The sequence below is a fragment of the Streptomyces sp. G45 genome (assembly GCF_049542095.1).
Taxonomy (GTDB): domain Bacteria; phylum Actinomycetota; class Actinomycetes; order Streptomycetales; family Streptomycetaceae; genus Streptomyces.
This window is the reverse complement of record NZ_JBMUZU010000001.1, coordinates 6177602-6201526: the sequence shown is the minus strand read 5'-3', so window position 1 is coordinate 6201526 and position 23925 is coordinate 6177602. Positions and strand designations below refer to the sequence as shown.

The following is a 23925-nucleotide window of genomic DNA, read 5'->3' as shown; positions in this document are numbered from 1 at the left end:
CGTGGCGGGCCGCCCGCGTTCACGATCCCTGAAGAGGACCCCGGGCGCGCCCGGCGCCCCGGCTTACGCTGGAGGACATGGCACCCCTTGACCTGCGGCTTCTCTCCTCGTTCCTGGCCGTCGTGGAAGAGGGCCACTTCGGGCGGGCCGCCGCGCGCCTGTTCCTTTCGCCCCCGGCGGTGACGGCACACGTACAGCGCCTGGAGGCGGACCTCGGCACGAAGCTGCTGCACCGCGGCCCGGTGGCGCCGACCCCGGCGGGCGAACGCCTCGCGGGCCACGCCCGGACGCTGCTCGCGGCGTCGAACGCGGCCCTGGACGACATGGCCGCGCTGACGGACCCGGCCCGCGCCCCGGCGCGCCCGCTGCGGATCGGCATCATGGGCCACGGCTCCGCCGAGCTGACCCCGGCGGCGATCAACGCCTACCGGCGGGCCCGCCCCGACGTACCCGTGGAGATCAGCCAGCTCGACTTCACGGAGCACGCGTCGGCGCTGCTCGAGGACCGGGTGGACGTGGCGTTCGTCCGGCCGCGCCCGGACGACGAGCGGGTCGCCGCCGACGTCCTGACGACGGAGCAGCGGATCGTCGCGGTACCGGAGAACCATCCGCTCGCGGACGCCCGCACGGCGGGCGCGACGCTCGCGGACGTCGCCGACCTGCCGTTCTTCCGGACGCCCGGGCACACGCCGCGTCCGTTCCGGGAGTACGTGTACTTCGGCGAGGAGGCCCGGCGGCGCGGCACGGACTACGCGCTGAACCCGCACGAGGTGCTGACCGGCGTCATCACGGGCCGTATCGCGGGCTCGGGCCTGCACTCGTTCGCGCGCTACTACGCGTGGCCCGGCGCCGCCTTCGTGCCCGTCCTCGACGCGGCGTGGGAGAGCAGCTACCTCGCGGTGCGGGCGGGCGACGACGACCCGGAGGTCCGGGTGTTCCGGGCCCTCGCGGTGGCCCTGGCCCGGGAGCTGGGCCCGGCGCTCGGGCTCGCGGGGCCGTGAGGTCCACAGCGGGCCCCCGGGCGGTCAGCCCGTCGCCCCCCGCGGCCCGTCCCGCTCCACGGACACCGACCCGTCCCGGTGGTCGAGCCGCACCCGCAGCCGCTCCCCCGCCGCCGTGACCCGCGCCCGCACCTGCACGCCCTCCGGCAGCCCCGCCTCCACCGGGCGCACCCCGCACTCCCGCCGCACCCGGTCGAGCAGCCCGCGCAGCTCCTCCGCGCCCAGGTCGCACCCCACGTACCAGGCGGTGCCCCGCCCGTACGCGTGCCGCGTCACGGCGGGCGAACCGTCCGCGAAGTCCCGTACCGACTCGGCGCCCTCCAGGCGGATCACCTCCGCCCAGCTCCCGTCCGGGCGCGGGTCGAACTCCTCCACCGTCAGGCCCAGCACCTCGCGGAACGGGCCCGGATAACCCCCCAGGTACACCCGGTCGTGCTCGTCGGTGATCCCGGAGAAGTACGACATCACGAGCGTGCCGCCGTCGCGGACGTACGCCGTGACGCGGTCGGCGGCGGCGCGCGACACGGCGTACAGGTGCGGCACCAGAAGCAGCCGGTAGGCGCCGAGGTCGCCGTCGGCCGGGACCACGTCGCACGCCACGGACGCGGCGTAGAGCGCCCGGTGGTACGCGAGCGCGCCCTTGAGGTAGTCGATCTCGCTGGGGTGGGCGTCCGTCTCCACGGCCCACCAGGCGGGCCAGTCCAGGAGGAGCGCGGCGTCCGCCCGCTCCGGCACGGAGCCGAGGAGTTCGGGCCGCGCCGCCAGCTCGGCGCCCAGGTCCCGCACCTCGCGGAAGATCCGTGTGTCGGGGCCCGCGTGCGGCACCATCGCCGAGTGGAACTTCTCGGCGCCGCCGCGCGACTGGCGCCACTGGAAGAACAGCACCGCGTCCGCGCCGTGCGCCACCGCCTGCCAGCTGTCGAGCCGCATCCGGCCCGGCGGCTTGCGGCCGTTGTGGCGGCGCCAGTTCACCGCCGACGGCGCCTGCTCCAGGAGCAGCCAGGGCCTGCCGCCCTTCAGGCCGCGCATCACGTCGTAGGAGAACGCGGCCCGCTGGGCGGCGTCCGGGTCGTGCGGGTCCGGATAGGAGTCGTACGCGATCACGTCCAGGTGCGGGGCCCAGGCGAAGAGGTCCAAGGTCTTGGCGATCGGCACGAAGTTCGTGGTGACCGGAGTGTGCGGGGTCAGGCGGGCCAGGACCCGCTTCTCGGCCAGGTAGCAGGCGAGGAGTTCGTCGGAGGAGAACCGCTCGTAGTCGGCGCGCTGGGCGGGGTTGCGGAAGGAGGGGGCCGTGCGCGGGGTGTGGATCTCGTCCCAGGCGGCGTAGTGCTGCGACCAGAAGGCCGTGGACCAGGCGTCGTTGAGCGCCTGAAGCGTGCCGTAGCGGGCGCGCAGCCAGGTGCGGAAGGCCGCCGTGGACACCGGGCAGTGGCAGTGCCGTGAGATGTGGCAGCCGTACTCGTTGCCGATGTGCCACAGGGCGAGCGCCGGGTGGTCGGCGTACCGGGTGGCGAGGCGCTCCACCAGGCGCACGGCGTGGCGGCGGAACACGGGGCTCGACGGACACCAGTGCTGGCGGGAGCCCGGGTAGAGCCGGGTGCCGTCCGCCAGTTCGGGCAGCGTCTCGGGGTGCAGCCGGGCCAGCCACGGCGGCGGGGACGCGGTCATCGTCGCCAGGCACACGGCGACGCCCGCCTCCGCCAGACGGTCCAGGTGCGCGTCCAGCCAGGTGAAGTCGTACGCCCCGGGCGTGGGTTCGGCCCGCGCCCAGGCGAAGATGCCGAGCGTCACCAGGCTGACGTTCGCCTCGCGCATCAGCGCGATGTCCTCGGCGTGCGTGGCGGGCCCCCACTGCTCGGGGTTGTAGTCCCCGCCGAACCCGACCCCCGCGAGCCGCCCGCGCACAGCGCCTTCCCCTTCCCCGGACTTCTCCCGAAACACCCCGGTCCGACACCTTGACCGGGCCCTGCCTCGCTCTTATGGTCGCTGCGCCGGACACGACGTAGGACGTCGGACCTCTTCAGCGCAGCGTACTCCCGCCGGGCTCGCCCGGGGCCCCGTGACCCGCATCTCCCCCCGACTCCTCTGGGAGGCACCCGTGAGTGACCTGACCCCCGTGACGCGTGACGGTGACGGACCCCCTCGGCGGGCCGTGCTCAGGGGCGGTGGCGCCGTGGGCCTGGGTGCCGTGGGCCTGGGCGCGGTGGGGATCGGCGGGGGGCTCGTGGGCTGCGGTGGGCCCGAGTCCACCAACGAGACCGGGGGCGGCGGCAAGAGCGGCGGGACGCTCACCGCCGTCATCGGGTACGGCAACGACGGCAGTTGGGACCCCACGGTCACGGCGTCCGCGTTCGCCATGGCGGGTAACGAACACATCTACGAGGCGCTGCTCGGCACCGACCCGATCACCCGGGAGCCGTATCCGCAGCTCGCCCTGGCAGTGCCGGTCGACCTGAAGGCCACCACGTGGAAGTTCGAGCTGCGGGCCGGGGCCAAGTGGCACGACGGGAAGCCGGTCACCGCCGACGACGTGGTGTTCGTCTTCGACCGGATCCTCGACCCGGGCACCCAGACCCTCGTCAAGGGGTTCTTCGCGAGCTGGCTGAAGGAGGTGCGCAAGGTCGACGCGCGGAACGTGGAGCTGGTGCTGAAGTTCCCGTTCCCCGACGGCGCCGCCCGGCTCACCCTCGCCAAGATCATGCCGAAGCACGTGTACTCCAGGCCCGGCGCCTGGGAGGAGGCCACCAAGGGCAAGGCGATCGGCTCCGGCCCCTACCGGCAGACCGCGCACCACCCGAAGTCCAACACCACCTTCGAGGCCTTCGCCGACTACAACGGCCCCCGGACCGCCGCCTTCCAGAAGATGAACTGGCTGACCATCGTCGAGGCGTCCTCACGCGTCGCCAAGATCTCCGGCGCCGGTGCCGACGCCGAGATCGCCGACAACATCCCGTACGCCAACATCGGACAGCTCAAGAAGAGCGGCATGACCGTCGAGGGCGGCGCCGGGATGAACAACCTCTTCCTGATGTTCAACACCGCCCACAAGCCCTTCGACGACGTGCGGGTGCGCCAGGCGCTGCACTACGCCATCGACCGCGAGAAGATGATCGAGGTCGCCCTGAAGGGGCACGGCAAGCCCGCGACCTCGTTCCTGAACGAGGGGAACCCCAGCTACCGGCCCGCCAAGACCGTGTACGGGTACGACCCGAAGAAGGCCAAGGCCCTGCTGGAGGAAGCGGGCGTGTCGGGCCTCAAGGTCAACCTCATGGCCGTCAACGTGAGCTGGATCGCCGACTGCCTGCCCACCATCAAGGCCTCCTGGGACGCCATCGGCGTCAAGACCACGCTCGACCCTCAGGAGACCACGGCCGTCTTCACCAAGCTCGACCAGAAGAAGGACTTCCAGGTCGTCGCCGCCGCCTCCAACCCCAACCAGTTCGGCATCGAGGCCGACCTGATCATGCACTACAACTACGGACCCGACAACATCTGGATGGGCTACGCGCGCTGGGCGAAGAACGCCCGCGCCAAGGAGCTGTTCCGGCTCATGGACAAGGCGACCCGCGAGACCGACGCCTCCCGCAAGAAGACGATGGTGCAGGACTACATCGACCTCGTCGCCGAGGAGGCGGTGCTGTACCCGGTCGTCCACAACGAGCTGATGACGGCCTGGGACCCCAAGCAGCTCACCGGCATAAGGCCCCAGCCCTACCCCGGCATCAACCTCCTCCAGGCCAAGTGGGTGTGACGGCCACCGCCGGACCGGCCCCACCGCACCGGCAGGGGCCGGGCAGCCACCGCCGCACCGGCCCCCTGCCGGGCAGCCACCAGACCGGCAGGGGGCCGGACAGCCACCAGACCGGCAGGGGGCCGGACAGCCACCGCCGGAAGACCGAGGCCCGGCCGCCGGGGGCCGGACCGCCGGAGGCCAGACCGCCGGAGACCTGGCCGCCGGAAGCCAGGCCGCCAGGGCCAGACGAGGGCCGGACCGCCGGAGACCCGGCCGCCGGAAGCCAGACCGCCAGGGCCAGACGAAGGCCGGACCACCGGAGACCCGGCCGCCGGAAGCCAGACCGCCAGGGCCAGACGAGGGCCGGACCGCCGGAGGCCCGGCCGCCGGGAGCCAGACCGCCAGGGCCAAGGGGGGCGAACCGCTGAGGGCCAGGGGGCCAGACGACGTACCGCCAGTGAGGAGCCGCACCACGTGACCGCGATCCTGCGCATCCTGCTCCGCCGCATCGCCCTGCTCGTCCCGCTGCTGCTCGGCATCGTCCTGTTCGTGTTCCTGGTGATGCGCTTCTCCGACGCCGACCCGGCGTCCGCGTTCTTCCAGGGCGCCAACCCGACGCCCGAGCAACTGCACCAGTTCCGTGAGGAGAACGGCCTCCTCGACCCGCTGCCCGTGCGGTACGTCGACTTCGTCGGCGACCTGCTCGGCGGCGACATGGGCATCAGCGTCCTCACCCGCTCCCCGGTCATCGACCAGGTCACCACCGCGCTGCCGCTCACCATGCAGCTGACCTTCCTCGGCCTCGGCATCGCCGTCGTGGTGTCGCTGCTGCTCGGCGTGACCGCCGCCATCTACCGCGACCGGCTGCCCGACCAGATCGTCCGCGTGGTGTCCCTCACCGGCGTCGCCGCGCCCGGCTTCTGGCTGGCGCTGCTCATGATCCAGTACCTGGCGGTGGACCTCGGCTGGTTCCCCACCGGCGGATACATCAACCCCAACGACTCCTTCACCGGCTGGCTCAAGACGATGACGCTGCCCGCGCTCGCCCTGTCCCTGCCCGTCGCCGCCCAGCTGACCCGCGTCATCCGCACCGCCGTCGTCGAGGAACTCGACAAGGACTACGTGCGCACCGCCATCGGCAGCGGCCTGCCGCCCGTCGTGGTCGTCGGCCGCAACGTGCTGCGCAACGCCCTCATCAACCCGCTCACCGTGCTCGGCCTGCGCGTCGGCTATCTGCTCGGCGGCGCCGTCGTCATCGAGACGATCTTCTCGCTGCCCGGCATGGGCAAGCTCATGATCGACGCCGTGAAGAACGGCGACCCGGCCGTCGTCCAGGGCGTCGTCATCACCACCGCCGTCGGCTTCGTCGTCGTCAACCTCGTCATCGACATCCTGTACCTGCTGGTCAACCCGCGCCTGAGGGGGACCTCCTGATGCTTCCCGCCGACCCGCCCGTGAGGGGAGCCGCCTGATGCCGCTCACCTCGCGCAAGGCGTCCACCTCCCGCAAGGCGTCCACCTCCCGCAAGGCGCTCACCGACAGGCTCGCCCGGCCCGGGCTCAGGGTCCGCTCGCTGCGCAGGCTGCCCGTCCTGTCCCGCGTCGCCGTCGGCGTCCTCGCCGTCGTGGTGCTCGTCGCCCTGTTCGCCCCGCTCCTCGCGCCCCACGACCCGCTCGACCAGCAGTCCCTGACCGACGGCACCGGACGGCCCTCCGCCGACCACTGGATGGGGCAGGACAGCCTCGGCCGGGACATCCTCTCCCGGCTGATGTACGGGGCCCGCTGGTCGCTGGCCATCGGGCTCGGCGCGACGCTGCTCGCCCTGGTCGTCGGCGCGGTCATCGGCGCCGTCGCGGCGACCTCCCGCAAGGCCGTCGACGAAACGCTCATGCGGATCCTCGACGTCGTCATGGCCTTCCCCGGCATCGCGCTCGCCGCCGTCCTCGTCGCCGTGTTCGGCGGCGGCATCGCCGTCCTCATCTGCGCGATCGCGTTCCTGTTCACCCCGCCCATCGCCCGCGTCGTGCGCGCCAACGTCCTCGACCAGTACGGCGAGGACTACGTCACCGCCGAACGCGTCATCGGCGCCCGCACCCCGCACATCCTCATCAAGCACGTCGCCATCAACTGCGCCGCGCCCGTCCTCGTCTTCTGCACCGTGCAGGTCGCCGAGGCCATCGTCTTCGAGGCGTCCCTGTCGTTCATCGGCGCGGGCGTCAGGCCGCCGGACCCGTCCTGGGGCAGCGTCATCGCCGACGGCAAGAACATGGTCCTCATCGGCGGCTGGTGGGCGACCGTCTTCCCCGGCCTGCTGATGCTGTTCACCGTGCTGTCCCTGAACGTGCTGTCCGAGGGCGTCTCCGACGCGTGGGCGGCGCCCTCCGGCCGCGACGTCGCCCCCGCCCGCGCCCAGGACCGCGTCGAGGCCCCCGAACCCGGCAGCGGCGAGGTCCTCGGCCTGCCCGGCCTCACCGAGGCCGCCGCCCGGCTGCGCGCCCGCGCCCGGCCCCTGCCCGAGGGCGAACCCGTCCTCGCCGTACGGGACCTGGCCATCGGCTTCGACGCCCGCCACGAGGGCGTCGACATCGTCGACGGCATCAGCTTCGAGGTGCGGCCCGGCGAAGTCCTCGGCCTGGTCGGCGAGTCCGGCTGCGGCAAGTCCCTGACCGCGCTGACCGTCATGGGCCTGGCGCCCAAGGGCGCCCGCATCCGGGGGCACGTCACCTTCGACGGCCGGGAGCTGATCGGCCTGCCCATGCGGGCCCGGCGCCGCCTCCTCGGCCACGACATGGCGATGATCTACCAGGATGCCCTGTCGTCCCTGAACCCGGCGATGACCGTGCGCGCCCAGCTCAAGCAGGTCGTCCGGCGCGGCGGCCACCGCACCCCCGCCGAACTGCTCTCCCTCGTCGGCCTCGACCCCGAACGCACCCTGCGCAGCTACCCCCACGAACTCTCCGGCGGCCAGCGCCAGCGCGTCCTCATCGCCATGGCCCTGTCCCGCGACCCCAAGCTGATCGTCGCCGACGAGCCGACCACCGCCCTCGACGTCACCGTCCAGGCCCAGGTCATCGAACTCCTGCTGCGGCTGCGCGCGGAGCTGGGCTTCGCCCTCATCCTGGTCTCCCACGACCTGGCGCTCGTCGCCGACGTCACCGACCGGGTCGCGGTGATGTACGGCGGCCAGATCGTCGAGACGGGCGTGACCGCCGACCTCGTGGAGGCCCCCACCCACCACTACACGCGCGGCCTGCTCGGCTCCGTGCTCTCCCTCGAAGCCGCCGCCGAACGCCTCACCCAGATCAAGGGCGTCGTGCCGTCCCCCGCCGACTTCCCCGCCGGGTGCCGCTTCGCCGACCGCTGCCCGCTGGCCGACGAGGTGTGCCGCACCACCGCGCCCGCCCTCCTGGGCACGCCCCGGCACCGCACCGCGTGTCACCACCCGGCGATCGAGGCACCCGCAGACCAGGACCCGCGAGAGAGCGAGACCGTCCGTGACCGCGCCTGACACCCCGCCGACGCCCCCGACACCCCCGGCGTCGCCGACGTCCCCGGAGCCCTCTGGGCCCTCTGGGCCCTCTGCGCCTTCCATGGCCGGGGCCGCCGACCTGATCACCCTGCGCGACGCGCACGTCGTCCACCGGGCCCGCACCGGCGGCGTCTTCTCCCGCGACAAGGTGTACGCGCTCACCGGCGCCGACCTGGCCATCGCGCCCGGCGAAACCGTCGGCGTCGTCGGCGAGTCCGGCTGCGGCAAGTCCACCCTCGCCAAGGTCCTCGTCGGCATCCAGCGGCCGACCGCCGGGACCGTCGCCTTCCGGGGCCGCGACCTGTGGGAGATGTCGCCCGCCGAGCGCCGCACCACCCTCGGCAGCGAGACCGCCATGATCTTCCAGGACCCGTCGACCGCCCTCAACCGACGGCTGCCCGTACGGCAGATCCTGCGCGACCCGCTGGACGTGCACCGGCGCGGCACCCCCGCCCAGCGCGCCGAGCGCGTCCGCGAGCTGATGGCGCTGGTCGGCCTGCCCACCGCGCTCGCCGACGCCCTGCCAGGACAGCTCTCCGGCGGCCAGCGCCAGCGCGTGGCCATCGCCCGCGCCCTCGCCCTCGAACCGGACCTGGTCGTCGCCGACGAGCCGACCAGCGCCCTCGACGTGTCCGTCCGCGCGCAGATCCTCAACCTCCTGCTCGACCTCAAGGAACGCCTCGGCCTCGCCCTGGTCTTCGTCTCCCACGACATCCAGACCGTCCGCCGGATGAGCGACCGCGTCATCACCATGTACCTGGGCCGCATCGTCGAGGAGGCCCCCGCCGCCGACATCCTCACCCGCGCCCGCCACCCCTACACCCGGGCCCTGTTCTCCGCCACCCCCGGCCTCCTCTCCCCCATCGACCCCATCCCCCTCACCGGTCCGGTCCCCTCCGCCACCCACCCCCCGAGCGGCTGCCCGTTCCGCACGCGCTGCTGGAAGGCGGACGACGTGTGCGCGGAGGTGATGCCGGAGGTGTCCGACGCGGACGGCGACGGAGGCGCGGACGCAGGTGGGCGGAGAGCGGCCGGGGGGCATGTGTACCGGTGTCACCACCCGGTGCTGCCCGGGGAGTCCACCCGGGACCTCGTCGGGCAGTCCGCCCAGTCCGCCCAGTCCGCCCAGTCTTCGCAGTCCTCGCGGTCCTCATCCGCAGCGACGGCCGCCGCCACGGCCACGTCCAAGGAGGCTCCATGACCCTTCCCGCCCTGTTGACCGGGGTCATCCCGCCCGTGTGCACCCCCCTGACCCCGGACAACGAGGTGGACACCGCCTCCCTGCGGCGCCTCGTCGACCACCTCGTCGACGGTGGCGTCACCGGTCTGTTCGTCCTCGGCTCGACCTCCGAGGCCGCGTATCTGCCCGACCGGCACCGCGAGACGGTCGTACGGACCGTCGTACGCCACGTCGCGGGACAGCTCCCCGTCCTCGCCGGGGCCATCGACATGACCACCCCCCGCGTCCTGGACCACGTGCGCACCGCCGGGGCCGCCGGAGCCGACGGCGTCGTCGTCACCGCGCCCTTCTACGCCCGCACCCACCCCGCCGAGATCGCCCGCCACTACCGGCTCGTCGCCGAGCACGGCGGGCTGCCCGTCTTCGCGTACGACATCCCCGTCTCCGTGCACACCAAGCTCGACGCCGACCTCGTCCTCGACCTCGCCGCCGAGGGCGTGCTCGCCGGTCTGAAGGACTCCAGCGGGGACGACGGCGGTCTGCGGCGGGTGCTGCTCGGCGCGCGGGCGCGGCCCGACGTGTCCGGGTTCAGCGTCCTCACCGGGTCCGAGACCACGGTGGACGCGGCGCTGGCCATGGGGGCGGACGGGGTGGTGCCGGGGCTCGGGAACGTCGACCCGCACGGGTACGTACGGCTGTACCGGCACTGCCGGGCCGGGGACTGGGACCTGGCGCGGGCCGAGCAGGAGCGGCTGTGCGCGCTGTTCCGGATGGTGGACGTGGGGGCGGCCGAGCGGATGGGGCGGGGGTCTTCGGGGATCGGGGCGTTCAAGGCGGCGCTGCATCTGCGGGGGGTGATCGGCTGCGCGGTGACGGCTCCGCCGCAGGTTCCCCTGACGGCCGGGGAGGTGGAGCGGGTGGGGAAGCACCTCGCCGCGGCCGGGCTTCTCTAGGGGGTCCGTCGGCGCCTCGCCCTCAAACGCCGGGCAGGCTGTTTCCCCCACCCACCCGCCCTCCCCGCTCCCGCGATTCGCCTGGGGCTCCGCCCCTCTCCCCCAAATCGCCGCTCCGCGGCTCGTCCTCAAACGCCGGACAGGCTGGATCAGCCCCGCTGACGCGCTCGTCCACGCACACCAGACAGGCCGAATCATCGCGCTACGCGCCCGTCCTCAAACGCCAGACAGGCTGAATCAGCCCCACTGACGCACTCGTCCACGCACACCAGACAGGCCGAATCATCGCGCTGCGCACTCGTCCTCAAACGCCGGACAGGCTGAATCAGCCCCGCTGACGCACTCGTCCTCAAACGCCGGACGGGCTGAATCGTCGCGCTGCGCACCCGTCCTCAGCGCCGGACGGGCTTGGTCCCCCCTCCCTCGGCGGGACGCGGAGCATTTCAAGCCTGCCCGGCGTTTGAGGGCGAGGCGCGGAGCGCCGATGAGGGGGAGAGGGGCGCAGCCCCAGGCGAGCCGCGGGAGCGGGAGAGGGCGGGTGGGTGGGGGGATCAGGCACCGGGGGTGACGAGGCCGGACTCGTAGGCCGTGATGACGAGTTGCGCGCGGTCACGGACCGCCAGCTTGCCCATGATGCGGCTGACGTGCGTCTTCGCCGTCAGCGGGCTGAGGCCCAGCTCCTCGGCGACCTCGACGTTGTTCAGGCCCCGCGCCACCAGCGTGAGCACCTGCCGCTCCCGGTCGGAGAGCACGGACAGCGAAGGCGCCGGAGGGCTCGCGGCGGCGCCCCCGCCAGGAGACCGCAGGACGCGGGAGATGAGCCGCGCCGTGGGCCCCGGCGAGAGCAGCGCCTCGCCCGCCGCCACCGTGCGGATCGCGTCGAGCAGCTCCGCGGGCTTGGTGTCCTTGACGAGGAACCCGGACGCCCCGGCCCGCAGCGCCTCGACGACGTGCTCGTCGGTGTCGTACGTGGTGAGCATGAGGACCTTCACCCCGGCGAGGTCCTCGTCGGCGGCGATGAGCCGGGTGGCGCCGATGCCGTCGAGGTCGGGCATGCGGACGTCCATGACGACGAGGTCGGCCCGCTCGGCGCGGGCCAGTTCGACGGCCTCGCGGCCGGTGCGGGCCTGGGCGACGACGTCCATGTCGGGCGCGGACTCGATGAGCATCGCGAACGCGGCCCGTACCAGGGCCTGGTCGTCGGCGAGGAGCACGCGGATGGTTCCGGTCACCGTCGGCCCCCGCTCGCCTCCGCCGCCCCCAGCGGCAGTTCCGCCAGCACTTCGAACCCCCCGTCGCCCCGTGGCCCGGCCTCCAGCGTCCCGCCGACGCTGCGGGCCCGCTCGCGCATGCCGATGATGCCGAACCCGGACGCGGTCGTCTCCACCGGGGGCGGCCCCGCGCCGTCGCCGTCGTCGGTGACGCACACCCGCAGCGCGCCCTCCCGCTCGTGTATCGCCACGCGCACGCCGAGGCCGGGCCCGCCGTGCCGCACGGCGTTGGTGAGGGCCTCCTGCACGATGCGGTAGGCGGCGGCGCCGACGGCGGGCGGCGCGGCCACCTCGCGCACGGCGAGGTCGACCTTGGCGCCCGCGGTGCGGGCCGCGTCCGCCAGGTCGGGGATGCCGTCGAGGCCGGGCAGCGGGCCGCGGCACTCGTCGGCGCCGTCGTCGCCGGACTCCGAGCCGGAGCGCAGGACTTCGAGGGTGGCGCGCAGCTCGCCGCGGGCGGTGCGGCAGGTCTCGGCGATGTCGTCGAGGGCGTCGGCGATGGCCGCCCGGTCGAGGCGGTCGGGGTCGGCGGCCAGGACGTGCGCGGCGACGGACGTCTGCACGCCGACGAGGGTGATGCTGTGCGCGAGCAGGTCGTGCAGGTCGCGGGCGACGCGCAGCCGCTCCTCGGCGACGCGCCGCCTGGCCTCCTCCTCGCGGGTGCGCTCGGCGCGTTCGGCGCGCTCCACGACGGAGGCGATGTACTGCCGGTGCACGCGGACGTACGTACCGAAGAGCAGGACGGCGACGATCCAGCCGGAGATGCGCAGGATCTCCTCGACCTGCTTGGGGCCGACGCTGGCGTTCACCACGAGAGTGATGCCGACGACGGTGACGCCGGTGATCAGGGCGCGGCGCGGGCGCCCGGAGACGGCGACGGTGTACAGGGCGACCATGCCCACGGGGATCGCGGCGGTGTGCGGGTAGTCGACGGCGTGGTACGGGGCCACGCCGACGATGGTCGCGAGCAGCACCGGCATGGGGTGGCTGCGACGCCAGACGAGGGGGACGTGGGCGGCCATCAGCAGCAGCCAGCCGACGGCGTCCAGGGAGCGGTTGCCGTCGCTGGTGACGAGGCCGAGGACCATGTCGAGCGCCGCGACGAAGGCCGCGAACAGCGCGTCGTCGCGCAGGGCGCGCCGCGTGCCCGGCGCGGCCCCGGAGAAGGGCCACCACGGGCGTGAGGCGGAGGGCGGGTACGGCACGTCGTCGGGTCCCCCTTCGCGTAGCCGCCGCGGCCGGTGTGGCGCGCGCCGCTGACGCCTGTCGGCTGTGTCCATGCGTCGGCCCCATCTTCCAGGAAGGCGGCGCCCCTCCGGCAGGGAGGGGCGCCGCGGTGTGCGCGCGGTTCAGCGGACGGAGGTCAGTCGGGGCTCCTCCCGTGCCGGGGCGGCGGGTCCGCGGCGCCGGGCCAGCGGTCCCGGCCACCACACCTTGTCGCCGAGGGCGAGGCTCGCGGACGTCACCAGATAGGTGCGGACCAGGAAGGTGTCGAGGAGCACGCCGACGGCGATGACGAAGCCCAGTTCGACGAGCTGGACCATCGGCATGTTGGTCAGGACGGCGAAGGTCGCGGCGAGGACGAGGCCCGCGGAGGCGATCACGCCGCCCGTGGTGCGCAGCGCGGTGAGGGCGGCCGTGCCGGTGTCGGCGCCCGCCAGGCACTCCTCGCGCATGCGGTGCATGAGGAAGATGCCGTAGTCGACGCCGAGGGCGACGAGGAACACGAAGGAGAGCAGTCCGAGGCCGGGGTCGGTGCCGTCGAAGCCGAACAGCGGGCCGAAGACGAGTCCGCCGATGCCGAGCGAGGCGCCCCAGACGGCGACGACCGCGAGGAGCAGCAGCAGCGGCGCGAGAAGGCTGCGCAGCAGCGCCACGAGGATGAGCAGGACGGCGCCGAGGACGATCGGTACGACGACCAGGCGGTCGCGGGCGTTGGTGTCCTTCAGGTCGATCTGCTCGGCGCTGGGTCCGCCGACGTAGGCGCCGTGCGGGTCGAGGGCGTCGCGCAGGGCCTCGATGGTGGTGGTCTCGGCGGCGGTCTGCGGCGGGGCCTTGGCGACGACGGACAGCTCCGCCCAGTCGTCGGCGGTGCGGCCGCGTTCGGCGCTGTCGACGCCGGGCACGGTCTTGGCCCGGCCGAGGAGTTCGTCGGCCTTCCGGGCCGGGACGATGACGTTGATGGGCTGGGTGCCGCGCTCGGGGAAGGCCGCGGCGAGGGTCTCCATGGCGGTGATGGAGTCGGGGGTGCTGGTGAAGGAGTCCTCCTGCTTGAGGTTGCCGGGCAGGTTGAACGCGCCGAGGGCGAGCGCGCCGAGCAGCACGGCGCCGGAGGCGAGGACGGTCAGCGGGCGGCGACCGGCGGAGCTGCCCATGGAGGCGAACAGCGAGCGGCGCTTCGTGGGTTCGCTGCCGAAGGCGGGCACGATCGGCCAGAACACCCGGCGGCCGAGCAGCACGAGCAGCGCGGGCAGCAGCGTCAGCATCGCCACGAGCGCGCACAGCACGCCGACGGCGCCGAGCGGGCCCATGCCGCGGCTGGAGTTGAGGTCGGCGGCGAGCAGGCAGAGCAGGCCCGCGGCGACGGTGCCGGAGGAGGCGACCACGGCGGGCCCGCAGCCGCGCAGCGCGGCCACCATGGCGTCGTACGGGCGCTCGATACGGCGCAGCTCCTCGCGGTAGCGGGAGACGATGAGCAGGGCGTAGTCGGTGCCCGCGCCGAAGACGAGGATCGTCATGATGCCGGAGCTCTGGCCGCTGACGGAGGTGCCGAAGGCCTGGTTGAGGCCGTAGGCGATGCCCATGGACAGGAAGTCGGCGACGCCCGCGACGACCAGCGGCACCAGCCACAGGAACGGGCTGCGGTAGATGAGGATGAGCAGGATCGCGACGACGGCGACGGTGGTGTAGAGCAGCGGCCCGTCGAGGGACTGGTAGACCTCGCTGGCGTCGGTGGCGAGCGCGCCGGGCCCCCCGACCTCGGCGCTCAGGCCGCCGCCGCCCTTGACGACGTCGCGCACATCGTTGACGAAGGTGTCCCGCTTCTCCTCGTCGGTGCCGGGCGCGGTGCTGGCGACCGGGTACATCAGGGTCGTCCCGTCCTTCGACGCCACCCCCGTGGGCGTCGCGACGAGTTCGAACTTCTGGTCCAGGGACGCGGCCTGACGGTTCACCAGCTGCTTGTCGGCGGGCTTCAGGCCGCCGTCGCGGTGGTAGACGAGGACCAGCTCGGTGGTCTCGCCGCCGGGCAGCTTCTCCTGGATCTTGGCGACCTGGGTGGAGTCGGCGCTCGCGGGCAGGTAGTCCACGGCCCGGTCCTTCTGCACGTCGCCGAGCTTCCCGGCGAACGGCCCGGCGAGCGCGAGGACGGCGACCCAGATGCCCAGCAGGATCCAGGGCACGGCTCGTGGTCGTCGGCGCTCGCTCGTTGTCGCGGCCCCCATCGGCGGGCCTCCCTCCCGTGACGGTGTCTGTCGGCTTCCAGACTTCCGCCGCGGGGCCCCCGATTCGTCGGACGCGGGACCGAGTTGGCCGTTACGCCCGGGGGCGGCAAGGACCGTGCGTTACTCCCGGGGGAGTACGGCTACGGGAGTATCCGAAGCCGCCGGGTTGGGGAGCGCCCCGACCTTGGGAGCGCCCCGACCTTGGGAGCGCCCCGACCTTGGGAGCGCCCCGAAGGGGCGCGGGGAACTGCGCGCCCAGCCACAAAGCAGTCGCACCCGAACGACGGCAAAGCGGGGCACAAGGAGAGCAAGGAGAACAGAGCGCAGCTCAAGACGGCGTGCGCTGCGCCACAGTCAAGAGATGCCCCACATCCTCCGCCCCCAGCGTCAGCGCACACCCGGCGGTAGCGAGAACGTCCCGCTCAGCGGGCGTATAGGGCCCATCGGCCAGCGCCACGCGCGCACCCGTGAGCAGCAGCGCCTCCCGCCCGGCGGGCGCCAGGTGCGGGGCGAGCGGCCCCAGCGCCTCATGCAGCTCTATGGCGAGCCCGGGCGCGCAGTCGGGCGCGCCCACGCGCCCCGTGTCGGCGGCGAGCGCGTCGGCGAGGGCGACGAGCCGTTCCTCGGTGCAGTCGTCGAACCCGGCGCCGCGCAGGGTGGTGACGGCGGCGTCGAGGGTGGCGCGGGAGGCGGCGCCGCCGGTGGTGAGGACGGCGATGGTGATGGTGTGCACGGCGTCGCGGAGCATCGCGGAGAGCCGGACGGTGGTGGGGTGGTCCAGGGCGTCGAGCCCGAAGTGGTCCTGGCAGGCGACGCACTCGACGACGGGCCCGGTCTGACCGCGGGTGAGCAGCGGCACGCCGAGGACGACGAGGCGGCGGCGTCCGGTGCGCCGCCGGTAGTTGCGGTCGCCGCCGCAGCCGGGGCAGAAGAACTCGCCGTCGCCAACGGTGGTCCAGGCGGTGCGGACGCCGACGAGGCGGTGGACGCGGGGCGCGCGGGCGCGGCGGCGGGGTGGCCGCGGGGGCCGGAATCGGGAGTTCTGGCCGTCTCGTTCCCGGTCTGGCAGCACCACGCACCTCCACGACTCCCCGGCAGCCCTGCCGCGTTGGCGTGATGTTAGCCACACCAGTGATGTCGCGTCAGTACCCCGGACGGGAGATGGCCTGTTGCTGGCCCGGACCTTTCGGCGGGAGCGCCGTGGCCCCGGCCGCCGCGGGGGCGGCCGGGGCCACGAAAGCACCGGTCGAACAGGGGACCGAGGGTCGTCAGCGGGCCGCGCGGTTGACGGCGGAGACGACCGCCTTCATGGAGGCGCGTGTCGTATTCGCGTCAATGCCGACGCCCCACAGGACGCGGTCGCCGATGGCGCACTCGATGTACGACGCGGCCTGCGCGGACGCTCCCTCGCTCATCGTGTGCTCCTGGTAGTCGAGCAGGCGCAGGTCGATGCCGACGACGGACTGCAGGGCGTTGAAGAACGCGGAGATCGGGCCGTTGCCGGAGCCGGTCAGGACGATGTCGGAGCCGTCGACGGTGGCCTCGACGGTGAGGGTGTCGGTGCCGTCGACGTCGGTGATCGTCTGGCCGTTCTTGACCTGGATGCGGCCCCAGGGCTTCTCCGGGTTGGGCAGGTACTCGTCGCGGAAGACGTTCCAGATCGCGGCGGGCGTCAGCTCCCCGCCCTCGGCGTCGGTCTTGGCCTGGATGATCTTCGAGAACTCGATCTGCATCCGGCGCGGCAGGTCCAGCTTGTGGTCGTTCTTCAGGACGTAGGCGACGCCGCCCTTGCCGGACTGCGAGTTGACGCGGATGACGGCCTCGTACGTCCGGCCCACGTCCTTGGGGTCGATGGGCAGGTACGGCACGGCCCACTCGATGTCGTCGACGGTCTTGCCCGCGGCGGCCGCGCGGGCCTCCATGGCGTCGAAGCCCTTCTTGATGGCGTCCTGGTGGGAGCCGGAGAAGGCGGTGTAGACGAGGTCGCCCGCGTACGGGTGGCGGGGGTGGACCTCCATCTGCGTGCAGTACTCGTACACCCGGCGGATCTCGTCGATGTCCGAGAAGTCGATCTGCGGGTCGATGCCCTGGCTGAACAGGTTCATGCCGAGGGCGACCAGGTCGACGTTGCCGGTGCGCTCGCCCTGGCCGAACAGGCAGCCCTCGACGCGGTCGCCGCCCGCCATCACGGCCAGCTCGGCGGCGGCGATGGCGGTGCCGCGGTCGTTGTGCGGGTGGATGGACAGGCAGACGAACTCGCGCCGGGACAGGTTGCGGCTCATCCACTCGAAGCGGTCCGCGTGCGTGGACGGCGTCGAACGCTCCACGGTGGCGGGCAGGTTGAGGATGATCTCGCGGTCGGCGTCGGGCTGCCAGACGTCCATGACGCCCTCGCAGACCTCCAGGGCGAAGTCCAGCTCGGTGTCGGTGAAGATCTCCGGCGAGTACTGGTACCCGAACACCGTCTCCGGGCCGAGCAGCTTCTCCGCGTACTCCATGACCAGGCGCGTGCCGTCGGTGGCGATCTGCTTGACCTGCTCGCGCGAGCCGCGGAAGACGACCTCGCGCCACACCGGCGCCGTCGCGTTGTACAGGTGGACCGTGGCCCGCCGGGCGCCCTTCAGGGACTCCACGGTCCGCTCGATCAGCTCCTCACGGGCCTGCGTGAGGACGGAGATGGTGACGTCGTCGGGGATCGCGTCCTCGTCCTCGATGATCGACCGTACGAACTCGAAGTCGGTCTGCCCCGACGAGGGGAAGCCGACCTCGATCTCCTTGTAGCCCAGCTTGACCAGCAGGTCGAACATGGCGCGCTTGCGGGCCGGGGACATCGGGTCGATCAGCGCCTGGTTGCCGTCGCGCAGGTCCGTGGACAGCCAGCGGGGCGCGACCGTGATCCGCTTCTCCGGCCAGGTGCGGTCGGGCAGGTGCACCTGCTCGTACCGGCCGTACTTGTGGATCGGCAGGGAGGTGGGGCGCTGGAAGTTCGGCATGGGTGCGGGTCTCCTCGGAAGGCCGGAAGGTCCGGAAGGACGGCCGACGGTCTTGCACACCGAAACTCCGCGGGGAGGGGGTCGGCCTTCGACTACAGGCCCTCGCCGCGGCGGCTAAGGAGAAGCACCCGGTAACGCATATGCGAGGCAGCCTAGCCCAGCCGCACGGTGTGCGGGGCCCCGTATCAGTATGCGGGACCGCCTCCCGAAGTCACCCCGCAGCGCCCCCACAGCACGCCGTCCCGCTCACAGGACACCCGGAGCGGCCGCCACCGGCGGCGACGCCGACGCATACCACCGGAAGCGGGAGCCAGTCCGCCGTATGGGGTTATTTCATCAATCATGGTCGCAGGTGGTGACAGTCACGTGACGCAGTGCCACATTGCCACGCATGACCGCCAACCCAACGGGGAACCCGGAGAGGTTCGAGCCCGTCTTCTGCACCATCGTGCCGCCGTTCGTCCTGGACACCCTCGCCCAGAGCCAGGACCCCGCCCTCTCGGGCCCGGCCCGCCGCACCCTCCAGCGGGACGCCTTCGAGCGCACCCAGCGCCGCCTGACCACCGTCATCGGCGCGCCCGCCGTGGCCGCGCCCCGGGCCGCCGGGGCGGGCAAGCCGCAGCGCACCGTCCACGACGCCGAGCACCGCACCGACCTGCCGGGCCGCAAGGTCCGCGGCGAGGGCGACGAGCCCGGCAAGGACGCCACCGTCAACCGCGCCTACGCGGGGCTCGGCGCGACCTTCGACGTGTTCTTCCAGCACTTCGGGCGCGACTCCATCGACGGCGACGGCCTGCCCCTGACCGCCACCGTCCACTACGACGAGGACTACGGGAACGCCTTCTGGAACGGCGAGCAGATGGTGTTCGGCGACGGCGACCGGGAGATCTTCCTGGACTTCACGATCCCCGTGGACGTCATCGGCCACGAGCTGACCCACGGCGTCGTGCAGTACACGGCGAACCTCACCTACTTCGGCCAGCCGGGCGCCCTCAACGAGTCCCTCGCGGATGTCTTCGGCTCGCTGATCAAGCAGTACACGCTCGGCCAGACCGCCGACGAGGCGGACTGGCTGATCGGCGCGGGCCTGCTCGCCGAGCGCGTCACCGGCACGGCCCTGCGCTCCATGAAGGCCCCGGGCACCGCGTACGACGACGACGTCCTCGGCAAGGACCCGCAGCCCGCCACCATGGACGACTACGTCCGCACCGGCCGCGACAACGGCGGCGTCCACATCAACTCCGGCATCCCCAACCACGCCTTCTACCTCACCGCCCAGGCCCTCGGCGGTCACGCCTGGGAGCGGGCGGGCCAGATCTGGTACGCCGTCCTCACCGGCGGCGAACTCGCCCAGGACGCGTCGTTCGCGGACTTCGCCAAGCTCACGGTCGCCGCCGCCCGCGCCGCGTACGGCGACGGCGACGAACTGAAGGCCGTCCAGGACGCCTGGGCCCAGGTGAAGGTGGCCACGAGCTGAACCGGCCAGGCGCCGACGGCCCGCCTGGCGGGGCGTCGGCGCCAGGAGTAGACAGGACCCATGCGTATCCAGGTGAAGCGCACCGGAGGTTTCGCGGGCATCGAGCGGCACGCGGAGGTGGACACCACCGGGCGCCCGGACGCCGGGGCGTGGCACGCCCTGGCCGAGCGCGTCCTCGCCACGAGCCGGGACACGCCCCCGGTGGGGGTGCCCGACGGCTTCGGCTACCAGATCACGGTCGACGACCGCACCGTGTACTGCTCGGACCCCCGCCTCACCGACGACCAGCGGGAACTCATCACACGCGTCATGAAGGAAGGCGCCTGACCCGCGCGGGCCCGGCCCCTGGGCCCGCGCGCTTTCGCGTGCACGCCCGTTGACTTCCCCGCCGCCGGGTACGGAAGATCCGGCGCATGGCATCGAGCCCCCACCCCCCGCTCCCCGCGTTTCCCCCGGCTTCCTGTGGGGCGTGTCCACGTCGGCCCACCAGATCGAGGGCGCCGTCGACCAGCGCGGCCCGTCGGTGTGGGACGCGTTCACCGCGCTGCCGGGGAACGTCAAGGACGGCACGACGGCCGCCGTGGCCTGCGACCACGTACGCCGCTACCGCGAGGACGTGGCCCTGGTCCGGGACCTGGGCGTGGGCGCGTACCGCTTCTCGGTGTCCTGGCCGCGCGTGCTGCCCGACGGCGCCGGGCGGGTCAACGCGCGGGGCCTGGACTTCTACGACCGGCTCGTCGACGAGCTGTGCGCGGCGGGCGTACGCCCCGTACCGACCCTGTTCCACTGGGACACACCGCTGGCCCTGGAGAAGGACGGCGGCTGGCTGGCGCGCGCCACCGCCGAGCGGTTCGCCGCGTACGCGGCCGTGGTCGCCGCCCGCATCGGCGACCGCGTACCCACGTGGATCACCCTGAACGAGCCCGCGGAGCACACCCTGCTCGGCCACGCCCTGGGCCAGCACGCGCCCGGCAAGCGGCTCCTGTTCGACGCGCTGCCCGTCGCCCACCACCTGCTCCTCGGCCACGGCCTCGCCGTCGCCGCGCTGCGCGCCGCCGGAGCCCGCGACATCGGCGTCGCCAACTCGCACGGCCCCACCTGGCCCGCCTCCGACGCCCCTCAGGACCGGGAGGCCGCGGACCTGTACGACGTGCTGCTCAACCGGCTGTTCTCCGACCCGCTGCTCACCGGCCGCTACCCCGAGCTGATCACGGAGCTGCTCTGCGCCGACGTGCCCGACCTGGCGGGGGACCTCGCGGTGATCGCCGCGCCGCTCGACTGGTACGGGGTGAACTTCTACCAGCCCACGAAGGTCGGCGCCCCCCGGCCGGGCGCCACCGAGTTCTCCGGGCTCACCCTGCCGCCCGAGCTGCCCTTCTCGCCGCGGCCGATCACCGGCTACCCCGTCACCGACTTCGGCTGGCCCGTGGTCCCCGATGCCCTGACGGAGCTGCTGCTCACCCTCCGCGAACGGTACGGCGACGCGCTGCCGCCGCTGATCATCACCGAGAACGGCTGCTCCTACGACGGCCTGGACGACCAGGCCCGCATCGCCTACCTCGACGGCCACGTACGGGCACTGCACCGCGCCCTGGAGTCCGGCGTCGACGTCCGCGGCTACTTCGTGTGGTCCCTGCTCGACAACTTCGAGTGGGCCGAGGGCTACGGCCAGCGCTTCGGCCTGGTCCACGTGGACGCCACCCTGAAGCGCACCCCCAAGGCCTCCTACCACTGGCTCCGCACCCAGCTCACATCAAGCCCGTCCGGCGTTTGAGGACGAGCCGCGAAGCGGCAATGAGGCGGGGGTGCCAGGGGGCCTGGCCCCCTGGTTTGGGGAAAGGGGCGCCCCCCCGCGAGGGCTAGAACCCGAGCTTGCGGAGCTGGCGAGGGTCGCGCTGCCAGTCCTTGGCGACCTTGACGTGCAGATCGAGGAAGACCGGCGTACCGAGCAGCGCCTCGATCTGCTTGCGGGACTTGATCCCGACGTCCTTCAGCCGCTTCCCCTTGGGCCCGATGATGATGCCCTTCTGGCTGGGCCGCTCGATGTAGACGAAGGCGTGGATGTCCAGCAGCGGCTTGTCCGCGGGCCGCCCCTCCCGGGGGAGCATCTCCTCGACGACCACCGCGATGGAGTGCGGCAGCTCGTCCCGCACCCCCTCCAGCGCGGCCTCCCGGATCAGCTCCGCCACCATGACCTGCTCGGGCTCGTCCGTGAGGTCGCCCTCCGGGTACAGCGCGGGCCCCTCCGGGAGCAGCGGCACCAGCAGGTCGGCCAGCAGGTCCACCTGCTTCTCGCCGACCGCGGAGACCGGCACGATCTCCGCCCACTCGATGCCCAGCTCCTTGCCGAGCTGGTCGACGGCGATCAGCTGCTCGGCGAGCGCCTTGCCGTCCACCAGGTCGGTCTTGGTGACGATCGCGACCTTCGGGGTCTTCTTGATCGACGCCAGCTCCTTGGCGATGAACCGGTCACCGGGCCCGAGCTTCTGGTCCGCGGGCAGGCAGAAGCCGATCACGTCGACCTCGGCCCACGTGGTGCGCACCACGTCGTTCAGCCGCTCGCCGAGCAGCGTGCGCGGCTTGTGCAGGCCGGGGGTGTCGACCAGGATCAGCTGGGCGTCGGGCCGGTGCACGATGCCGCGCACCGTGTGCCGGGTCGTCTGCGGCCGGTTCGAGGTGATCGCCACCTTCTTGCCGACCAGAGCGTTCGTGAGGGTGGACTTGCCCGCGTTGGGGCGGCCGACGAAGCAGGCGAAACCAGCGCGGTGGTCGCTCCGCTGGGACGGCTGAGGAGACTGGGTACGAACGCTCATGCCGCCCATTCTCCCTGATCTTTTCACCCCCGCGCGCCCCGCCCGCCCACCCGCCCCTCCGGGACGGGCGAGCGGAACCGAGCGGGATCAAGCCCGTCCGGCGCCCGCGGACGAGCCGTGAGGGCTACGCCGTCGCGGACGCCCGCACCGCCCCGTCCGGCCCCGCCAGGAACACCGGCGTCCCGGCCCCGCCGAGGTCCCGCACGGCGGCGAGATCCGCCTCCGCGAGCCCCTCCGCCCCGGACACCACGGCCGCCGCCTCCAGCGACCCCGCCCCGGACGCCACCGCCATCGCCACCGCCGTACGCAGCGCCGACAGCGAAAGCGAGGGCAGCCCCACCGTCCCGGCGACATAGGTGCGCCCCATCTCGTCCCGCACCGCCGCGCCCTCCGGCACGCCGTTGCGGGCCCGGGCGGAACGGGCGAGGGTGATGATCTTCTGGTCCTCGGGGCCGAGGTCGGCGCGCTCAGTCATGGGACGAGCATAAGGAGCGGGCCGCGGGCTCAGCCCGCCACCCGGTACATCGACCCGCGCCGCGCCTCGGGCGAGGCCAGCCACTCCAGCTTCGCCGCCGTGTCGGCCAGCGGCAGCGGCGTGTGCAGCACGATCGTCAGGTCGGGCCGCGCGGGCACCTTCAGGGCGGTGGACTCCACGTGCAGGACGCCCGCGAGGGGGTGGTCCAGCTCCTTGTGGACCTGGCCCGCGGGCCGGATGTCCTGCCGCTCCCACAGGGCGGTGAACTCCCCGCCCGTGGCGTGCAGGGTCGCCAGGAGTTCCTGGAAGCCCTCGTCGTCGGGGTGCTCGGAGCAGGCGGCGCGGAACTGCGCGACGAGCGTCGCCGCGTTCTGCTCCCAGCTGACGCTGCGCGAGCGGTACATGGGGTCGGTGAAGAAGTCCAGGACGCAGTTCTGGGTGGTCTCGGGGCGCATGCCGAGGACCATGGCGGCCGCGTCGTTGTAGATGACGCAGTTGTAGTAGCGGTCCATGATGTGCGCCGGGTAGGGCATCCAGGTGTCGATGAGGCGGCGCAGGCCCTCGCACATGTCCGCCGCGTCCTCGTCGGCCTGCGGCGCGGGCGGGTTCAGGCCCGCGAGCACGTACAGGTGGCGGCGCTCGGCGCCGGACAGCCGCAGCACGCGCGCCACGGAGTCCAGGACCTGCGGCGACACGGAGATGTCGCGGCCCTGCTCCAGCCACTGGTACCAGGACGCGCCGACGCCCGCGAGGACGGCGACCTCCTCGCGCCTGAGGCCCGGCGTGCGCCGCCGCCCGCCCTCCGGGAGGCCCGCGTCGGCCGGGCTCACCCGGGCGCGCCTGCTCATCAGGAACTCCCGCAGCTCCACCCGGCGACGCGCCTTGGCTCCGTCGGCCCTCTCCCCGCCTGACCGGCCACCGCTCCCCCTCTGCTGTCTCCTCGGCTGTCCCAGGTGGCCCAGGTGCACGCAGGCGCACGCAGGTGCGCCCTGGTGTGTCCCTGGTGTCTCCCTGGTGGTCGCACCACCAGCATAAGTTCCCGCTCCCCACGCCTATT

Annotated in this window: 18 protein-coding genes; 9 read left to right on the top strand and 9 right to left on the bottom strand. The window is 73.1% G+C overall.

Annotated features, from left to right (window positions below; all coding sequences use genetic code 11):
- Positions 1-77 precede the first annotated feature (77 nt).
- Positions 78-1001, top strand: a complete 924-nt coding sequence (locus ACOBQU_RS26055; RefSeq protein ID WP_423630033.1) for a LysR substrate-binding domain-containing protein — start codon at positions 78-80, stop codon at positions 999-1001.
- Between the two features lie 24 nt (positions 1002-1025).
- On the opposite strand, the gene ACOBQU_RS26050 is transcribed toward ACOBQU_RS26055, so the two are convergent.
- Positions 1026-2906: a beta-galactosidase gene (locus ACOBQU_RS26050; RefSeq protein WP_423630031.1), complete on the bottom strand. Its 1881-nt coding sequence runs from the start codon at positions 2904-2906 to the stop codon at positions 1026-1028.
- Between the two features lie 202 nt (positions 2907-3108).
- Here ACOBQU_RS26050 and ACOBQU_RS26045 point away from each other — a divergent pair, with 202 nt between their 5' ends.
- From ACOBQU_RS26045 to ACOBQU_RS26025, 5 genes are all read left to right on the top strand, one after another.
- Positions 3109-4752 carry an ABC transporter substrate-binding protein gene (locus tag ACOBQU_RS26045; RefSeq protein ID WP_423634723.1) on the top strand — a complete coding sequence of 548 codons (1644 nt, stop codon included), beginning with the start codon at positions 3109-3111 and terminating at the stop codon, positions 4750-4752.
- Between the two features lie 456 nt (positions 4753-5208).
- On the top strand, positions 5209-6168 hold the full coding sequence (locus ACOBQU_RS26040) for an ABC transporter permease (RefSeq protein WP_423630029.1): 960 nt from the start codon (positions 5209-5211) through the stop codon (positions 6166-6168).
- Between the two features lie 37 nt (positions 6169-6205).
- On the top strand, positions 6206-8242 hold the full coding sequence (locus ACOBQU_RS26035) for a dipeptide/oligopeptide/nickel ABC transporter permease/ATP-binding protein (RefSeq protein ID WP_423630027.1): 2037 nt from the start codon (positions 6206-6208) through the stop codon (positions 8240-8242).
- 82 nt (positions 8243-8324) lie between these two features.
- On the top strand, positions 8325-9464 hold the full coding sequence (locus ACOBQU_RS26030; protein WP_423630025.1) for an oligopeptide/dipeptide ABC transporter ATP-binding protein: 1140 nt from the start codon (positions 8325-8327) through the stop codon (positions 9462-9464).
- The gene (locus tag ACOBQU_RS26025; RefSeq protein ID WP_423630023.1) at positions 9461-10396 is read left to right on the top strand and encodes a dihydrodipicolinate synthase family protein; all 936 of its coding nucleotides are present in this window, start codon (positions 9461-9463) and stop codon (positions 10394-10396) included. Before ACOBQU_RS26030 ends, ACOBQU_RS26025 begins: the two co-directional genes overlap by 4 nt.
- A 551-nt stretch (positions 10397-10947) precedes the next feature.
- Here ACOBQU_RS26025 and ACOBQU_RS26020 read toward each other — a convergent pair.
- From ACOBQU_RS26020 to leuA, 5 genes are all read right to left on the bottom strand, one after another.
- The gene (locus ACOBQU_RS26020) at positions 10948-11565 is read right to left on the bottom strand and encodes a response regulator (protein ID WP_423634721.1); all 618 of its coding nucleotides are present in this window, start codon (positions 11563-11565) and stop codon (positions 10948-10950) included.
- Positions 11566-11624: 59 nt separating this feature from the next.
- Positions 11625-12872 carry a sensor histidine kinase gene (locus tag ACOBQU_RS26015; RefSeq protein WP_423630021.1) on the bottom strand — a complete coding sequence of 416 codons (1248 nt, stop codon included), beginning with the start codon at positions 12870-12872 and terminating at the stop codon, positions 11625-11627.
- A gap of 144 nt (positions 12873-13016) precedes the next feature.
- Positions 13017-15110 carry an MMPL family transporter gene (locus ACOBQU_RS26010; protein ID WP_423630020.1) on the bottom strand — a complete coding sequence of 698 codons (2094 nt, stop codon included), beginning with the start codon at positions 15108-15110 and terminating at the stop codon, positions 13017-13019.
- Positions 15111-15438: 328 nt separating this feature from the next.
- Complete coding sequence (locus ACOBQU_RS26005) at positions 15439-16179, bottom strand: TerB family tellurite resistance protein (RefSeq protein ID WP_423634719.1); 741 nt, start codon at positions 16177-16179, stop codon at positions 15439-15441.
- Between the two features lie 199 nt (positions 16180-16378).
- Positions 16379-18103, bottom strand: coding sequence for a 2-isopropylmalate synthase (gene leuA / locus ACOBQU_RS26000; protein ID WP_423630018.1), 1725 nt, complete (start codon positions 18101-18103; stop codon positions 16379-16381).
- Between the two features lie 391 nt (positions 18104-18494).
- Between leuA and ACOBQU_RS25995 the strand changes: the two genes are divergently transcribed.
- From ACOBQU_RS25995 to ACOBQU_RS25985, 3 genes are all read left to right on the top strand, one after another.
- Positions 18495-19580 carry a M4 family metallopeptidase gene (locus ACOBQU_RS25995; RefSeq protein ID WP_423630016.1) on the top strand — a complete coding sequence of 362 codons (1086 nt, stop codon included), beginning with the start codon at positions 18495-18497 and terminating at the stop codon, positions 19578-19580.
- Between the two features lie 60 nt (positions 19581-19640).
- Entirely contained in the window at positions 19641-19907 is a 267-nt protein-coding gene (locus ACOBQU_RS25990; protein WP_423630014.1) for a protealysin inhibitor emfourin, read from the top strand.
- Between the two features lie 142 nt (positions 19908-20049).
- Complete coding sequence (locus tag ACOBQU_RS25985) at positions 20050-21354, top strand: GH1 family beta-glucosidase (RefSeq protein ID WP_423630012.1); 1305 nt, start codon at positions 20050-20052, stop codon at positions 21352-21354.
- A gap of 85 nt (positions 21355-21439) precedes the next feature.
- On the opposite strand, the gene era is transcribed toward ACOBQU_RS25985, so the two are convergent.
- From era to ACOBQU_RS25970, 3 genes are all read right to left on the bottom strand, one after another.
- Positions 21440-22402 carry a GTPase Era gene (gene era / locus ACOBQU_RS25980; protein ID WP_423630010.1) on the bottom strand — a complete coding sequence of 321 codons (963 nt, stop codon included), beginning with the start codon at positions 22400-22402 and terminating at the stop codon, positions 21440-21442.
- 115 nt (positions 22403-22517) lie between these two features.
- A complete protein-coding gene (locus ACOBQU_RS25975) occupies positions 22518-22868 on the bottom strand; it encodes a cytidine deaminase (protein WP_423630008.1) in 351 nt (116 codons plus the stop codon).
- Positions 22869-22897: 29 nt separating this feature from the next.
- Positions 22898-23716, bottom strand: a complete 819-nt coding sequence (locus ACOBQU_RS25970; RefSeq protein WP_423630006.1) for a helix-turn-helix transcriptional regulator — start codon at positions 23714-23716, stop codon at positions 22898-22900.
- Between the last annotated feature and the right edge of the window lie 209 nt (positions 23717-23925).